The organism is Rhizocola hellebori, from assembly GCF_016862955.1.
Classification (GTDB): domain Bacteria; phylum Actinomycetota; class Actinomycetes; order Mycobacteriales; family Micromonosporaceae; genus Rhizocola; species Rhizocola hellebori.
On the sequence record NZ_BONY01000008.1, the window covers coordinates 16,021 to 32,266 of the forward strand.

General features: G+C 65.4%; 4 protein-coding genes. 1 reads left to right on the forward strand and 3 read right to left on the reverse strand.

The genetic code is table 11. From position 1 onward, the window contains the following. Nucleotides 1–9: 9 nt before the first annotated feature. The gene (locus tag Rhe02_RS07820; RefSeq protein WP_203907427.1) at nucleotides 10–11,262 is read right to left on the reverse strand and encodes a LamG-like jellyroll fold domain-containing protein; all 11,253 of its coding nucleotides are present in this window, start codon (nucleotides 11,260–11,262) and stop codon (nucleotides 10–12) included. A gap of 75 nt (nucleotides 11,263–11,337) precedes the next feature. Here Rhe02_RS07820 and Rhe02_RS07825 point away from each other — a divergent pair, with 75 nt between their 5' ends. Continuing rightward, complete coding sequence (locus Rhe02_RS07825; RefSeq protein ID WP_203907428.1) at nucleotides 11,338–14,274, forward strand: AfsR/SARP family transcriptional regulator; 2,937 nt, start codon at nucleotides 11,338–11,340, stop codon at nucleotides 14,272–14,274. A 118-nt stretch (nucleotides 14,275–14,392) separates the two neighbouring features. Here the strand turns inward: Rhe02_RS07825 and Rhe02_RS07830 are convergent, their stop codons facing one another. After that, a complete protein-coding gene (locus Rhe02_RS07830) occupies nucleotides 14,393–15,442 on the reverse strand; it encodes a cation:proton antiporter domain-containing protein (protein WP_203907429.1) in 1,050 nt (349 codons plus the stop codon). A 59-nt stretch (nucleotides 15,443–15,501) separates the two neighbouring features. Then, nucleotides 15,502–16,245 (reverse strand): hypothetical protein, encoded by a 744-nt coding sequence (locus Rhe02_RS07835; protein ID WP_203907430.1) that lies wholly within the window; start codon nucleotides 16,243–16,245, stop codon nucleotides 15,502–15,504. Nucleotide 16,246 lies beyond the last annotated feature (1 nt).

Consider the following 16,246-nt stretch of genomic DNA (forward strand, 5'->3'; position numbering starts at 1 on the left):
CCCTCATGATCACTGGAGGTCGGGAATCGAGAGGTCATGCTTGTTGGTGAACCAATGAATGAAATCCCAGTCATTTTCGATAGAAGAATCAGGACCGTTTTTGATCGACGGCCAAAGGGAGCCAGAATATGATTCCTTGTTCGCTTGCCCTGGGAACCGACTGACCAGCCAGGTCTCGAAGCTCTTCATCTCACGGCGGCCTCCCTGTTCCAGGATAACCATCTGCAAGTTGCCAAGTTCCTTCTTGGAATAGCGTGTCAACGGCGAGTCCGAGATACCCCACTTAACTACCGCTCTTGATTCAGGTGCCACAAGGGCATACAGGTAGTTAACAGCCGGGCTGTCATTGCTATTTCCATGGACCTTTGGCGGGTTCGTGCAGTTATGGACGAGGACAAGGGAATCCCCGGCGACAACATAGTAGGTGTGGACGTTGGCGACGGTGAGGTCGCGCATCAGCTCGGCGCCGTCGAGGCTTTCGACCGCGACCACTGAGAGTGTTTCGCCGTCGGTGCCCACTACCTTGGAGCGGCCTGGAATCAGCTCTGCGGCGTCCACCCAGGCTTGGGTCGAGGCATCCCAGAACGGATGGTGGTCGGTTGTTTCCAGGGTCGTCGGGCCGCGGGTGCTGCGGTCGCCTTCACCCTCGCCGACGGTGACGTTGGTCAGGTCTTCCTCGAGGTTGACGTGCAGAGATGTCACCGGTTGGGCCGAGGTTTCGCCGGTCACCGGGTCGGTGGCGACCACCTTCTCGCCGATCTCGATGTCACCGATCGCCTTGGCCGATCCGTCCGCCATGAGCACGGGCGTCGCGGGATCGAAGCTGTGCCAATAGTTGTCGCCCAGATCGCAGGCCTCCGGTTTGAACGACTCTTCCGGGTCGGGGTTGTTGTCACCGTCGCCCTTTCCGCCGCCGTCACCTCCGTCGGTGCCGCCACCGCCACCGCCACCCTCTCCGTCCGGGGTCGGGTTGTCGTCCCAGCCTCGCTCTTCCGGCGGCCGGTTGCGGTCGGTCGCCACATGCGGCCGTTGCTCAGGATCAACCTCTGGGTCTGGTTTCTTCGTATTGCCGCCGTCTTCGTCCGAGCCACGGTGCTTCTTGTCATAGATGTGGCGCAGCATGTCTTGGATCCGGCCCGCGATGTGTTTGCCGCCGCCGGTCAGGAAGGAGCCGATGGCCTGGCCGACCTTTTCCCCCGCCCGGTACCAGCAGGAGCCGTCACCACTGCCGAAGCAGTCGACGAGTGTGTCGCACGCATCGCTGAGAACACAGATCCATCCCGCGACCTTCAATAGCGGCGCAGAAAGCTTGCCCATCCAGCCGAAGTGCTCTACGAGCTTGCCTCCCCACGCGTCCGCCTCGGCCTTCATCTGCTCGAAGAATTCCTTTGCCACCCCCCACGCCGCGTCCCAGCTGGTGAGCTGGTCGAGGAATTCGTCGATGGCCGTCACGTCCGGGATGGGCGCATTGCTGATCAAGCCCGAGGCGAAGCACCACGCCGGTCCGTCTTTCTTGCAGGCTACCGCCGGATCCTCCGGAGGGTCGCAGCTCCACATGCTGCACCACCACTCGATTGAGCCCGCCTCAATGCCACGCTGACCCTCGCCGTAGACATAGTGGTGTCCGCTCGGGTCGGTGCGGGTAAGTGGATTCTCGCCAGCGTAGGCGTAGCGGTTGGCGCCAGCAGAACTTGGCGAGGCGGGATTCGTTGCGGTGTCGCGGGAGTCGAATTGCCCCGTGTCTGTGTTGTACCAACGCGCATGCATGTTGACGCGGCCGGTAGGCAGATCGGTCCACTCCGATTGATAGCCCAGGTTGCCTTTCATGGTTGCCGTCGTGAGCACCCGGCCGAGCGGGTCGTAGACGGTGGAGCCGGCTAGCGCGGTACCGGTAGCGGTGTACTGCCCCACGACGTCACCGTGCAGATCCGTCCAGGCGTAAAGCGCGGACGTGCTCTGCTTGACGCCGACCAGGTTGCCTGACGGGTCCCGTGAGTAGGTGGCGACAGCGTCCTTGGCGAGGTCGTTTTCCAGGCCCGAGTAAGCGAATCCGGTTGCCGTGGCTCGGCCAAGCGCATCGTACGAATACTGCGAATAGACTGTGGCCGAGCTGTATTGCCGGATGACCTGATCAAACGCGTCGGCTTGTGTGTTGAGGGTTACCGTTCCGGTGGTCGAGCTCTTGAGTGAGCCGCGTGCCGAGTATTGATATGTGGTCCCGGCCGGCGCGGAAGCCAAAAGCTGGTTGCGCTCGTTGTAGCTGAAGGTCTTTGAGCCGGCCTGAGTCCGGTTACCTGACTTGTCGTACTTGTAGGCCGTCGTCGTTGAGCCCGTTGTCCAGGAGCTCAGCCTGTTCGCATAGTCATAGGTGTAGGCGTTGGCGGTGGAGGCTCCAAACCCGACAGTGGTCTTGGAGATCTCGTTTCCGTTGTCGTCCCAGCCATACGTGATTTTGCCTATCTGGGTACCACCAGAGGTCTTCAGCTCATCGGTAATGGCCCGATGACGGTCGTCGTAGCCGAAGCGGCGCACATTTCCGGTACCACCGTGAACGATGGTGTCTGTCTGGCCCAGCGCGTTATAGGTGAGCGCCAGCTGGATGCTCGCGCCAGAGTTGGCGATCGACGAGAGCAGCCCATTTGTGTAGCCATAGCTGGTGGTCCCCGCGGCGTCGGTGCGTGAAGTCAGCTGGCCATCACCGTTGTAGCCAAAGGAGGAGTTGCCCGACGGCCCGTTCGCCGAGAGCAGCAGACCGCGATCGTCATAGGTCAGCGTGTTGGGTGTCCCACCGGTACCGGACTTGAACTCCTTCATCCTCCCGGCGAGGTCGTAGTCGAAGACCCGGTCCACAGTCGCGGATTCCGCGCCAGCTCCGACGATCTTCTTGACCTGGTCCATGTCGTCGTAGGTGTAGGTTTGCGAAACGCCGCCGGGCATATCCAATCGCGACACACGCAGCGCCACGTCATAGGTGCTGGTGTACTTGCGGTCGGCCAGGTTGGGATACGCGGCCGTGGCCGGGTCGATCTGGGAGATGGGCAGACCCCACCTGTTGTATTCGGTCCAGAACTGGCTTCCCCGCCCATCGGTCAACCGGGTCGGCGCCCCCGATAGGTCATAGCCGAAGGTGGTGGTGATGGAGTCGGCCGCCAGGTCCGAGACCGGCTCGGTCTGCGAGAGGCGACTGCCGGCAGCGTCATAGGTGAAGGTGGTCGTCTTGTCGCGGAAGTCCGTCACCGAGGTGATATTGCCGCTGCGGTCGTAACCCATCGACTCCGTGTCGATAAGCGCGCCCGACTGAGCCCGCCCGGCGCCCGGCGCGTAGAGCGTGTGCGTCGTGGGGCGGCCCAGCGGGTCGTAGTCCAGCTTCTCCGGGGAGCCTATCGGCGGGAATGTCCAGGTTGGACGGCCCGCATAGTCGTAGCGGTAGTCCGTATACTGACCGGCCGGGCTCTTCTGCCACGACACCTCCCCCGCCGCGTTGTAGCTGCGCTCGGTCACCACGTTTCCGGGCGAGGTGACCGTCTTGAGCCATCCCGACGGGTGGTAGGCGTACCGTTCGACGTAGGCCGCCGGGGAGGGCTGCCTCACCAAACGGGTGGAGGTTTCCGGGCGGCCCAGGTAGTCGTAGGTCGCCTCAGCTCGCCCGCCCATCGGATCGGTCACGGACAAGACGTTGCCCAGCTTGTCGTAGGTGTAGCTGGATACGCCGGAGCTGGGCAGGGTGATCTTGGCGAGCCTGCCCATCTGGTCGTAGACGTAATTCGTCTCCTTCAGCAGCGGGTTGCGCTCCTTGCGCACCCGGCCCGCGTCGTCGTACTCGGTGTAATAGATCGGTGTTAGACCGCCCTCGGTGGGCAGCTTGGTTTCGTAGACCTGGCCCTTGAGGTCACGGTTGTAGTGCACGACGCGGTTCTTCGGGTCCTGAGCGTCGACCAGCTCGCCGAAGGTGTTGAAGCCCGACCGGCTGATCGGCACGGCGCTCACCGGCGCGACCCCGAATTCTTCGGCGGTGACCGCCGGGCTTTCCGTCTGAACCATCCGGCCGGCCGCGTCGTAGGTGAATCGGGTGATGTTGCCGCTGGGATCCATCGCCGACGTGGCTTGCCCTCGCTGGTTGTAGGTCCAGGATTTGGTCAGGTCACTGGCCAGCGAGCCCCCGTCACGGCCCTTGCTGAGCAGCGTGCTGACCTCGGCTGCGGACACGGCGCGCGGGTAGAGCTGAATGTTGTCTATACCGCCTTGGAACCAGTTGACCGCAGCACCGCCGTACTGGCTGCGGCCCACCACAAGCTGATTCGGGAACGATTCGCCCGCGATCGCCATCTGCGTATCGACCAGCACGCCGTTGAGGTAAAGGCGTGCCGCCCCCGCGCCCGCGTCGTAGACGCCGACGACGTGCACCCAATCGCCCTGGGTATAGGGCGTGCTGCCACCGACCCAGGCGGCCCCCCAGTTGCCGTCACCGTAGGGTTTGGTGAAGCCCCACGTGGTGCCGCCGGCGTAGTAGAGGTCGAAGCTGGAGCGGAAGTTCATGTCCTGGCTGATCAGCGACATGCCACCGCTGCCCGCGGGCGGTTTGGCCCAGGCCGAGACGGTGAACGACTGGGTCGTGTCCAGCACCGGCCCGCCTGCGGTGAGGAGACCGCCTTGCAGGTTGACCGAGCCGTCGCCGGGCCATTGCACGTTTCCGCAACAGGCCGATAGGTTGCGCCGGTTGAGTGTGGAATCCAGCGTCGTCGAGCCGGTGAAGTTGTCCATCTTCCACCAGGCGGCCGGGCCGGTGGGCGCACCACCGGATCCGCTGACCGACTCCCTGATCTTGCGGCCTGCGATGTCATAGATGCTGTCGATGGTTTGGGAACCGGTGGCCGCGTCCGAAATCGTCTTCGTCCGCACCGAGTCGTCGAGGTTGTAGTCGTAGGTGGTCTTGCGGTTGAGCCCGGTCGGGTCCAGCGTCTTGTCGGTGAGCCGCCCGGCCCGGTCGGGGGTGTAGTCGGTCGTGGTGGTGCCGTTGTTGGTGGTCTTGCGGGTGAGCTGTCCCGCAGCGTTGTACACATTGGACTCGACGGTGAAGCTCGCTTCCGCGCCCGGCGGCGGGTCTTTGCGCACTTGGCTGACAAGCAGCCCGTTTCCGGTGTAGGTGAACTCGGTCCGGAAGCCCTCCGCGTCAACGGCCGCGGCCAGCCGCCCGGCCAGATCGTAGACACGGGTCTCGATGGCAAGCTCGGCCGGCGGCATGGGTGAGTTGGGATCGCCGGTGTAGTTGAGAATTTTCGTGCTGGTTTGCCGTCCGGCGTCGTCGTACCCGTAGCCGGTGACGACGCCGTCGGTCGCGGTGTGTTTGGCGACGCGGCCGTTGCGGTCGTATTCGAAGCGCTGCACCTTGCCCGCGGGATCGGTGACCGTCTCCACCTGGCGTTGCGAGCCGTAACTGAAGGTCGTCTTGCGGTCGGGATCCGTGCCGGTGATGTCGTCATCGATGAGCTCGTAGACTCGCCCGTCCGAGTCGTACTTGGTGAACGATCGCAAGGTGTGCGTCTCGCTGACGAGCGCGTTGACGGTCGCCGGGTCGGTTTGCTCGATGACCCGGCCCTGCTTGTCGTACTTGTACGTGCTGGTTTGGGTGTCACTGCCGATCGTCTTACGCGTGGTGAGCCGGCCCAGGTTGTCGAAGAGGTAGTCGGTGCGCAGGCCGGACGGCTCGGTCATGGAGGTCACATCGCCGAAAGCGCTGTGCGACACAAAGCTCTCGCCCCCGTTGGCCGCGATGGTCTGGCTGATCAGCCCGGCCGGGATCCCGCCGCTGCCGTCGGTGAAGCGGGTGGTAATCCGCCGCCCGAGCGGGTCGATGATCTCGGTGCGGTTGCCCCGGGCGTCATAGGTGAAGGTGGTTTTGTAGGTGTCGTCGGCTGCCGACTGCGATCCAGCGCCGCGCACGGTCAGCACCAGGTCGTTGCGCGGATCGGGGTTCAGCACCGCCGAGGTGGAGTCGGGATAGTAGGTGAAATATTCGGTGGTGCAGAGGTTTTGAGCGCGGTTTTGACAGGTGCTCTGCGAAACGGTGTTGCCTCTGACATCGTGCCCGGTGACTGTCATGTTCCCGAGCGGGTCGGTGGTCGAGCGCATGAATCCGCCACCGTCGTAGCCGTAGCTTGTTTTTGCGCCAAGCGGATCGGTCTGCTCAATGAGACGGCGGCCGTTGGCGGCGTCATACCGGTAGATGGTGGGTTTGGGGTCCATCTGCGCGCTCTGCGCGGGGTCGATCACAGCCACCGTTCGCGCGGGCGAGCCGAAGCTCTTCTGGTTGGCGGAAAACTGCACCGACACATCGCCTGCGGTCAGTTCGCTGCGATAGTAGGCCACCTCGGCGATCGAGCCCTTGAAATACCCGACGGTGCCGGTGGAGCTTGGCCAGCCGGCCCACTTGCCCGCGCCGACGAAGGCATAGCGGGCGGGGGCGACAGCCTGTCGCTGGGCGACGGTGCCACCAACTCTGGCCCCGTCAAGGTAGAGGCTCTGCGACCCGGTCGACGCCGACAGCACCGCATGGTGCCAGTTGCCGTCGTCCACCCGCACACCGCTGGCGATGTTGCTGCCGCCGGGTGCCCACAGGAAGCCCCAAAGCTTGCCGTCTGTCCCGACGTAGAGCGCCGGGACCCAGCCCGCTGGGCTCGGCTCGGTCAGCAGCTGATCCTGATAGGAGAAGAGAACCCCGTAGTTGCCCGGATCTGCTTTGAACCACAGCGAAATCGACTCCGGGCCCGCTTGCGGCACGTCGTTGTCCGGCAGCCGCAGGTATGAGGAGGTGCCGTCGAACTTGGCCGCCGTCCGGTTGTTGGAGAGCCGGAACGGACCCGGATCGCCCAGCGTCACCTGGTTGAACGTGGCTGTCCCACCGTTGAGCTCGTTCTTGGCAATCGATGGTGCGCCGGTGTCCCCCAGCCGCCAGTAGTCCGCCGGGCCGCCGCCAAGAACCGCTGCGGCGTAAACGGTGTCCGATCCGCTGACCTCCGGCGGGCTGATCTTCCACGTGCCGCTGTTCTCGTCGCGCAGCTCGTAGACCACGCCCGAGGCGTCGTAGTACACCTCGGTGTCGGTGCGTCCCGACGGCGCGACGATACGGGTGAGCGGGGCGGAGGAGGCCGTGCCGGTGCCGCGCAGGGCGGCCACCTGGCCGGCCGTCAAAGGCTTGGTGTAGAAGGAGAAGTCGCTGATCGATCCGTTGAGGTAGCCGGCGTAGGTGCCGCCGCTGCCGTGCCAAAGGTTCCATTGGCCGGCACCCAGGTAGTAGTGATTGGTGCCCGCCCCCAGCGACTGGGGTGCGCTGCCGGTGCGGCTGGCCTGCTCACCGCCATCGATGTAGAGCTTCTGTGAACCGCCGGCCACGGTCAGCACGACGTGATGCCAAGCGTTGTCATTGACCGTGCTGGTGCTCTTGATCGGGCTCACCGAGCCGTGCCACAGCTCGGCGTAGAGCTTGCCGTCGTCACCGATGTAAAGAATCGGGTTCCAGCCGGCCCCGGCCAGGTTTGGCAAGGCTGCTTTGCTTGAGGAGAAAAGCACTCCTCTGGTACCCACAGCAGCCTTGAACCACATGGCAACGCTCTGATAGCTGGACGTGAACGCCGCCTTGTCAGGCAACTCCACCCACGACGAGGTGCCGTTGAATCCGGCCGCGGTGGCCACCGAGCCGGCCGGACCGGGCTGCCCGAGCGCCACGTCGTGGTAGACCCCGGAGGCCGCATCGGAGTCGTCCGTCGGCTCGCTCACAGCCGCGTTGCCGCCCGACTCGCCCAGCCGCAAATAGGTATGTGGGCTGGCGTCGTGCGCGGCGGTGGGGTAAAGCCAATTCGACGCTGTCGCGCCCGCTTCGCGAATAGTCTTGACTGTTGCCTCGGCAAGAGCGGTTGTGTGGAATCCGAAGTCGGCGATCGAGCCTTTGAAGTAGCCGAAGGTGCCCGACCCGGCAGTCCAATAATCCCATTGGCCCGCGCCAATGTGGTAATGAACTGTGCTGCCCAGCGAGGAGACGGTTCCGGTCAGGGTGCCCACCTTGGCGCCGTCGAGATACATCGTTTGCGTTGTGCCGGCGACGGTCAAAGCCACGTGGTGCCATGCGTTGTCGGTGACCACACCGGAGGTGGTGATGGGGTTGATGGCGCCGGTGTAGACCTGCCCGCGCAGCTTTCCGTCGACCCCGATGTACAGAATCGGGTTCCAGCCCGAGCTGGCGGCGTTGGGCATCGTGACGGTCGACGCTCCAAAAAGGACACCGTTGTCCCACGGACTAGCCCTGAACCACATTGACACTGTTTGATTGGCCGATCTGAAGGCAGTTTTGTTGCCCAGATATACCCAGGACGATGCACCGTTGAAGTTCGCGGCCGGGGCCAGAGCGCCAGGACGCCCGGCCCGCCCCAGCGTCACCGCGTTGTAGGTTCCGGTCGCGGTGTCCGGATTGCCGGTCACCGAGCTGGCGGCCGTCGTGCCCGTGGTTTCGTTCAGCTTGAGGTAGGTGTGCGGAGTCGTGGCCAGCAGGGCGGCCGGGAAGAGGCCATCGGTGCCGTATTTGTATTGCGTGCACTCCGCCTGTGCGGCCGGCCGGCACACACTGGTCAGCCTCGATCCGGTGTAGGTATAGGTCCAGGTGCTCACCGACGTCGCGTCGTTCACGTCGGCTCGATCGGTGGCCACACTGGAGACCTTGCCGTTGAGCCAGGTCAGGTTGAGCTTGCGGCCCAGCCATTCGTTGATCCGGGTCCCAGCCGCGTCATATTGGTAGAACTTGGACTGCAGGGTCACTGTCTTGTACACGCCGGTCGCCACCGACCCATAGCTGAGCAGCAGAGCCCGGCCCTGCGGGTCTTCGATCGCGGAAAGCAGTGGATTGGCCGAGGTGAACAAACCCTGTGGGCTTGTCATGAAGGTGAGTTTGAGGCCCTGCTTGTCGACGAGCTCGAAGACGCCGGATCCCTTGTCTCGCAAGGTCGCATAGCGTCCCGGTGGTGGTGCGTAGGTTCCATCGGCCCTTCGCCCGAAGACTACGTCCTGGCCGTCGGGGTAGGTGACCGTCACCCATTGCAGGTTTGTCCCACCCGCATCGACTGGACCGTAGGCGATTTTCGCGTCCAGCAGCGAGGACCAGCCTGATCCGAAGGCACCCGCTCGCGGGTCGCGGCTGTTGTAGAACCGCTCCACCTTCAGGGCCGGCCCAACCGTGGTCACCTCGGCGTCTGTCGCGATTGTCGTGTAGTTGCCGATGCTGGGCTCGATCCCGCGCCTGCCGTTCTGCGAGAGCTTGGACGTGATGATCGGCTGGGGTGGGACGGCCGTGATGACCTGAGCGCTGGCATCGCTGAAGATGCCCGCCGAGCCCGCGACCACTGTCCACAGATAGCTTTTCCCCCATTCGAGCACACCGGGCGGCACTGTCCAGCTGCTCGACGAGACGAGGCCCGAGTTGCCCCGCTCCACGTTCCCGGAGTCGTAGATCCTGAACTGATACTGGACCGGGTCGCCTTCGGCGTCGCTGGCACTTGCGGTCAGGTCGGGTGTCAGGGTCGGTGAGGAGTAGCCGCTGGCCGGGAAGACGTCATCGACGTGCGCGCGGGTGTCCGCGGCGTAGGTCACGATGAGCTGCGGCTGGCAGTCCTCCCCGGCGCAGCTTCCGGCATAGTTCTCGGAGGTGAAGCGCTTGAACGCGGCATGGTCCGTGCCGTCGGCCTGAAGCGCGATCCCGTAGAACGACGCCCCATGCGCCCAGGCATTGAGCGGGCGAAGATCATCGATTGACACGTAGGCCCACTTGCCGACGCTGCGATTGCCGCCGCTGTTGGTGCAGGCCGGGTAGTGATCGGTGATGGTGCCGGTGCTGATTGGGCTGGTCTGCCCGGGAAGGGTGGAGGAGTCTTCCAGCTCGGGCGCCGACCACGGCTGGGTGACCATGTGCACGGTGAAGGGGCGGTGCTGATCGCACATGCCTGCGGGCGACCAGGTGTGGAAGAGTTTCAGGGTGGCCGACTGCACCCGCATTCCGTTAACCACCTGCGGGAAATCATCGAAGTGGATGTAGGAATATTTGACATCTCGCTGCGACGGGCTGCCGACGTAGTCGCCGTCCCAGCCGATGGCCAGCGAGCTGCCGTTCTGGGCCGAAGCGCCGGTGCTGGGATCGGGGTCAACGAAGACGTCACCGTCGGTGTAGAACGTCGTCGTGGGATCGACGCGGACCGGATAGACGCGCGCCGGGTCATCGAGCCACTTACGGTCGGCGGTGACCTTCAATGCCGTACCACCGTCGATGAGCTCGTAGGTAACCGCATCGGACTTGACGAAGTCGCCCTCATGGGTGAGGAACTTCGAGTCCTGCATCCAGCCACGCGGGATCCGCGCCACGACGGCATCCTTGTCGTCGCGCAGCACGACCGAGCCGTTCTTCTCGATCGATGCCCGCAATCCCTTGAGCCGCAACGGGAAGACCCAAGAGTTGGCGACCTCTTTGGAGTGCAGGATCAGCGTCTCCTTGTTGGTCGCGCTGTTGGCGCTGAGCTCGATGTCGAGGCCGGGCATGACGCCCAGATATTTGGCCGTCGATCCGCTCACCACCGGGTCGACCCGGGCCGCGCCCCGCAGGTCATAGGCCAGCTCCTGCCCGCCGGGCAGGGTGAGAATCGCCAGCTCGGCGCTGCTGGTGTGGCTCCCGGCGAGCGAGACCTGCACCTCGGATGATTTGGTACGCCACCTGTCCCCGTCGGGGACAAGCGTGGCATCGAAGGACCGCCAGCTTCCGTCGGACGCCTTGAAGTTGACCGGCTTCGCCGAGATCCGCCGCGTCGTCGTGCCATCGGTGTTGCGGAACAGGTCGGAGTTCCTCGTCGCTTCCGTGAGGGAACGCTGGCTTGTCGCCGGCTCGAAGCCGCGAATCTCCGAGCCGGTCACCGACTGTTTCGGTGGTGCCGCCTGCAGCTGCGCAAAGTCGGCCAGCTCGCCGGTGCCCTTGCCGCGCGGGCGTCCGCTGCCCCCGGCAGCGGTGGTCTTGTCGCCGGAGATCAGGCTGGCCACGTCGGTCGGCCCACCCCGCTCCTGTTTCGGTGTCGCCGGTGTGGTGCGGTCCATTGACCAGGCCGGTCGGGTGGTGAGCGCCTCCCACAGACCCGCCAGCGGGAACCTGCCCGGCTCAGGCATCGGCTGGCCGAGCGGAACAGCCACGGTCAACCCCAAAACGACGGCCACAACGAACCCAACCCCGCGAAGCTTCATGGGCCGGGATAGTGGCAGAACGCCCTTACCACGGCCTTACCACCGCGACTTCGTCGATGCGGTTAGCATTCTGTCGTGGAGTTTGAGCTTCTTGGCCCGGTGCGCATCGTCCACAACGGACAAGAGGTAGAGCTGCGCCGCCGCCAGGAGCGGTGCCTGCTTTGTATACTTTTGCTGGAAAACAATCATTTGGTACCTGATTTTCGCCTGCTAGACCTGCTGTGGCAGGGCAATCCGCCTCAATCGGGCCGGGCCACGCTGCACACCTACATCGCCCGCCTACGCCAAGCCATCGGCCCGCTCGGCGTGAGCCTGCTGCGCAAGGGCGACGGCTACCTCATCGAGACCGATCCCGCAAACATTGATGTGCATCGCTTCACGGCGGGGCTGGCCGTCGCCGCGGCCGAGACCGCCGCCGCCGAGCGACTGTCCATTCTCGACCGGATACTGCCGCTGTGGCGAGGGCCGCTGATGGCCGACATCGCCGACGAGGATCTGCGACGCCGCCTCGACAATGGGCTGCAAGCACGGCACGATCGCGCGCTCGAGCTGCGCGCCAAGACCAACCTGGAGCTGGGCCGATATGAGGACGCGACGCGCGATGCACGCGGTGTGCTGAGCGCGCATCCGGCCCATGAGGGTGCCGCCGAGGTGCTCATGACCGCGCTCTACCACGACGGGCGCAAGGCCGACGCGCTGGAGGCGTTCCGGCAGCTGCGCCAGCGCCTGGCCGATGAGCTGGGCCTCGATCCTTCACCCGGGCTGCAGGCTTTGCACACCAACATTTTGAAAGACGATGTGGGGGCCAAGTCGGCCGCGCCTCTGCCGCGTGAGCTGCCCGCCGCGGTGCCTGGATTCAACGGCCGGCAGGCAATGCTCAAGGAGCTGGATTCCTTACTCCAAGGCGGCAACGCCGCGATTATCGCCGGCCTCGCGGGCGTGGGCAAGACCGCGCTGGCCGTGCATTGGGCCCACCGGGTGGCGGAAAGCTTCCCCGACGGCCAGCTCTATCTCGACCTGCGCGGGTATTCCGAAACCGCGCCAATGAAGCCCTTGCACGCCTTGACGACGCTTCTCGGCAAGCTAGGTGTGCAGGCCGTCGGCGTGCCCACCGACATCAACGCGGCCGCCGCGCTCTTCCGGTCGCTTGTGTCGGGCCGGCGCATGCTCCTCCTGCTCGACGATGCCCGCTCGGCGGAGCAAATCCGCCCGCTGCTGCCGGGAAGCCAGACCTGTTTTGTGGTGGTGACCAGCCGGGATCGGCTCAGTGGCCTGGTCGCGCGGGAGGGCGTGCGCCGCCTCACCCTGGAGGTGCTCACCGAACCCGAGTCGCTGCAGCTGCTTGCCGACATGCTCGGCAGCGTTCGCGTGACACGCGAGCCGCAAGCGGCCAAAGACCTGGCGGGCCTGTGTGGGAGGCTTCCGCTTGCCTTGCGGATAGCGGCGGCAAGACTGGCCGACAATCCACATCAGACACTGGGCGACGAGGTCGCCGAGATGCGGGCCAAAACCTCCATCGCCGGTTTGACCCTCACCGGTGAGCCGGGTGTCAGCGCGGCTTTCGACCTGTCATACCAAGCCTTGCCGGAAACCGCGAAACTTGTCTTCCGCCAGCTCGGTCTGATCAACCTGCCCGATTACACCGCAGACTCGGCGTCGAGCCTTGCCGCAATTTCCAAAGCCGAAGCGGCGTCGGCTTTGGAAAGCCTTGCCGCAGCCCATTTGCTGACCCAGCACAGGCCCGGCCGCTTCACCATGCACGATCTGCTCTGGCAATATGCCAAGTCCCGCTCGGGCGATCCGGCCGAAGGCCTCAAGCGGCTCTTCGACGCTTACCTGGCAACCGTTCCAGGCGCGGTTGGCGAACTCTATCCCGACTTTGTCAGGCTCCCCTATCGCCCCGATTCGGTCACCGCACCGCAGAACGCATTGGGCTGGTTCGATGCCGAAAGAGCCAACCTGACCACCTTGATCCTGCACGCCGCACGAAACGGCCCGCACGACGCCGCGTGGCTGCTCGCCGACTGCATGCTGCCCTACCTCGATCAGCGCCACATCGCCAGCGACCGGATGAATTCGGCCCGCGCCGCGGTGGCCGCGGCACGCCGCTACGGCGACGCCCAAGCCCAAGCCGCCGCCTACCAGGTGCTGGCACACGCCACCGTCGGCCCGAACCGCCCCAGCCGATGGATCACGTACATCAACAAGGCGATATCCAGCGCCAGCGAGGCCGGGTGGGGCCGGGGCGAAGCCGCGATGAGGACCAATCTGGCCCTGATGCTTCAGCTCAACGGCCGCGCGGTGGAGGCCTTGGCACAGGCGAATGCGGCGCTGGCTCAGCACGAGCGGTCCGGATGGGGCGATGGCCGGCAATGGACGATGAACATCGCCGTCGAAATCTACGGAACCCTGGGCAGGGCACAGGAAGGGCTCGACCTCGCGATCGAAGCGGCGAACTGGCTGGAAGACCAGCCGAAGGCCAAGGCCCGCGGGCGGGTCCTGGCGGCACAGGCCGAGATGCATGTGCTGCTGGGAGACTTCGACCTGGCGATCGATCGCGCCACCGCCGCGCTCAAGCTCTTCCGCACCCTCGACCACCACTACTACGAGGCGCACACCCTCCTGCGGCTCTGCGAGGCACACCTTGGCGCTGGCGATGCTCAGCTGGCCCGCCAGGCCGCCGAACGCAGCCTCGAGCTGTCGGAGAGTTTCCGCAACGCCTGGCTCAAAATCGACATCCTCAACACGCTCGCCGCGGTCGAGCTGGCGCAGGGGCACGCCGAGCCGGCGCTGCGCCACCGCCAGGACGCGCTGGAGATAGCCGAAACCGTTCCCTACCAATACATGCTCACCGCAACCCAGATCGGCCTGGCCGAGGTTCATTGCGAGCTGCAGGAGCTGGAGATCGCCAAGAAGTACGCCGAGCGCGCCTTGGCCCAGTGCCGCCAATCCGGGTACAGACTTCTGGAGGAGCGCTTGCTACGGCTCGACGGCGGGCGGGTAGTCGGCTAGGTTCACCGGCATGAGGACATCGATCGCCGCGGCTGTGGCCGGGCGCGGTCGGTGCGGACTGCAGTCCATCGGCATCCGGTGTCTCGCCGAGCCTTCCCCGCCCCCGGCCTTGGCCGAGCTAGGTTTCGTTGAAAGCCACCGCGCTGCGCAATAAATAACGGTCGATGACTCTGTTGGCCAGCACGTGGAAGATGTTGGCGGCGATGATGGCAGGAGCGACGATCGCGACGACGCCATCGAACTGGATCTCCAGGGTGAGGGCCAGGATGATGGCGGTAATGCCATGCTGCTGGGCACCCGCCAGATGCCACCGATCGGCGGTCGGCATGTGGCGGGTGAGCGGGACCGACACGATGGCCTGGGCGATGAACGCGGTGACGCCCAGGGTGATGCCCCGCCACGGGTCGATGCCGCCGATCAAGAGGATGCCGAGGATGACGGCTGCGGTGTAGAACGCCCAGGTGGTGATCCTGGGGATCAGTTTGGTGAGGGCCTCGGGGCGCGCGAACAGGCCGATGATGGCGATGGCCAGCATCCAGCCCAGGTAGACAGCGGCCGTGGCGAAGATCAGCAGGGCGGCGTATTGCAGCCACGTTCGGGACCTGACGGCCCGCCACACCAGCCAGGCCGCACCGGCGAGCAGGAGGTTGCCGCCAAGGTCCGTGGCGTACAGGAGGATGGGGCTCTCGCCCGACGCAGCAGCGTTGCCGAGACCGAAGGTGTTCACGGCGACAGCGGCGGCGTAGATCGCCAGGACGACGGTGAACGGGTCGTCAAACGACGACCAAGCGGCCAGGACTGTACGGGCCCGTGGGCTCATGCGCTCGTCGCCCATGAGCGCGGCCACCGACAGGGGATCGATTTGGGCGACCACCACTCCGAGGATCAGGAACAACGGGTTGTGCCAGGCCAGCGCCAGGACGCCGCCGATGATCAGGGCTTTGACGATGACGCCGAGGGTGACCGCCGAAACGATGATCTTCTTGTCGGCGGCGGCCCGCCGCAGGTCGATGCTGCTGGTCGCGCCGTACAAGCCGATGGCCAGCAACAGAAACGCGGCGGTCTTGTAGCCTCCGGAATGTGCCAGCTCGCCGACATCAATGTGGAGGAGCCAGGCCAGCCCAAGACCCGCGAGGATAAAGAGCAGCAGCAGACCGATGCGGCGCATCACAATCCCTTCTGCTCGGTGCCGCCAGCTTGGTGATCGCCGACGGCATCGAGCCACGGTCAGCACCCTATCCGCCGAACGCCACCTCCCGGACACGCGAATGTCGCAGTGGGGGTACACGGCACCGCGCCGACCGTGACGGTCGGGCACGGCTGGGGCACCCCCGGCTGAGGCCGAAGCCACAGCACCAGCGTGACGGTCAGCGCCACCGCCGCGACGATGGCCAGAACCCCCACCCGGGCAGGCCATTGCGGCCTTGCGCCGAAGGCCCCATCCGCTGCGGCGATGGCCGGAACCCCCACCCGGGCGGGCCATTGCGGCCTTGCGCCGAAGGCCTGATCCGCCGCGCGGGCACCGACCGGCTCCGGGTGCCGGATCACCGCCGAGCGCAGGGTGAACGGCTGTCCCGCCGTCACCACGGGCGAGTCTTCGTCCCGCAGGAACCGCCGGTACGCGTCCAGCGCGACGGCGAAAGCCGCCTCAAGATCGGCCCGGTCGGGCTCGACGATGCGGTGGACGCACACGAAACCGTAGAGCAGGCGCATGGGCCGCCCGTGCTCGTCGTGCGTCTCGGCCGCGTCGGCGGGGGTGAGCGGATGGGTCGCGGACACCACCGTCAGGCGCCGCCCGGCCCGCGTGTGCACGTCAACCACCTGTGGCTGGCCGGTGCCCGGCTTGACCACCTCGTCGAGGAAGCCGTAATCCAAGTCCTGCACCAGAAATTCCGGCGCGAGCAGGATGCTGTAGTCGCGGTGACGGCCGGCCGCGATGAGGAACGGCCATCCGGTCGGTGACGGTGCCATC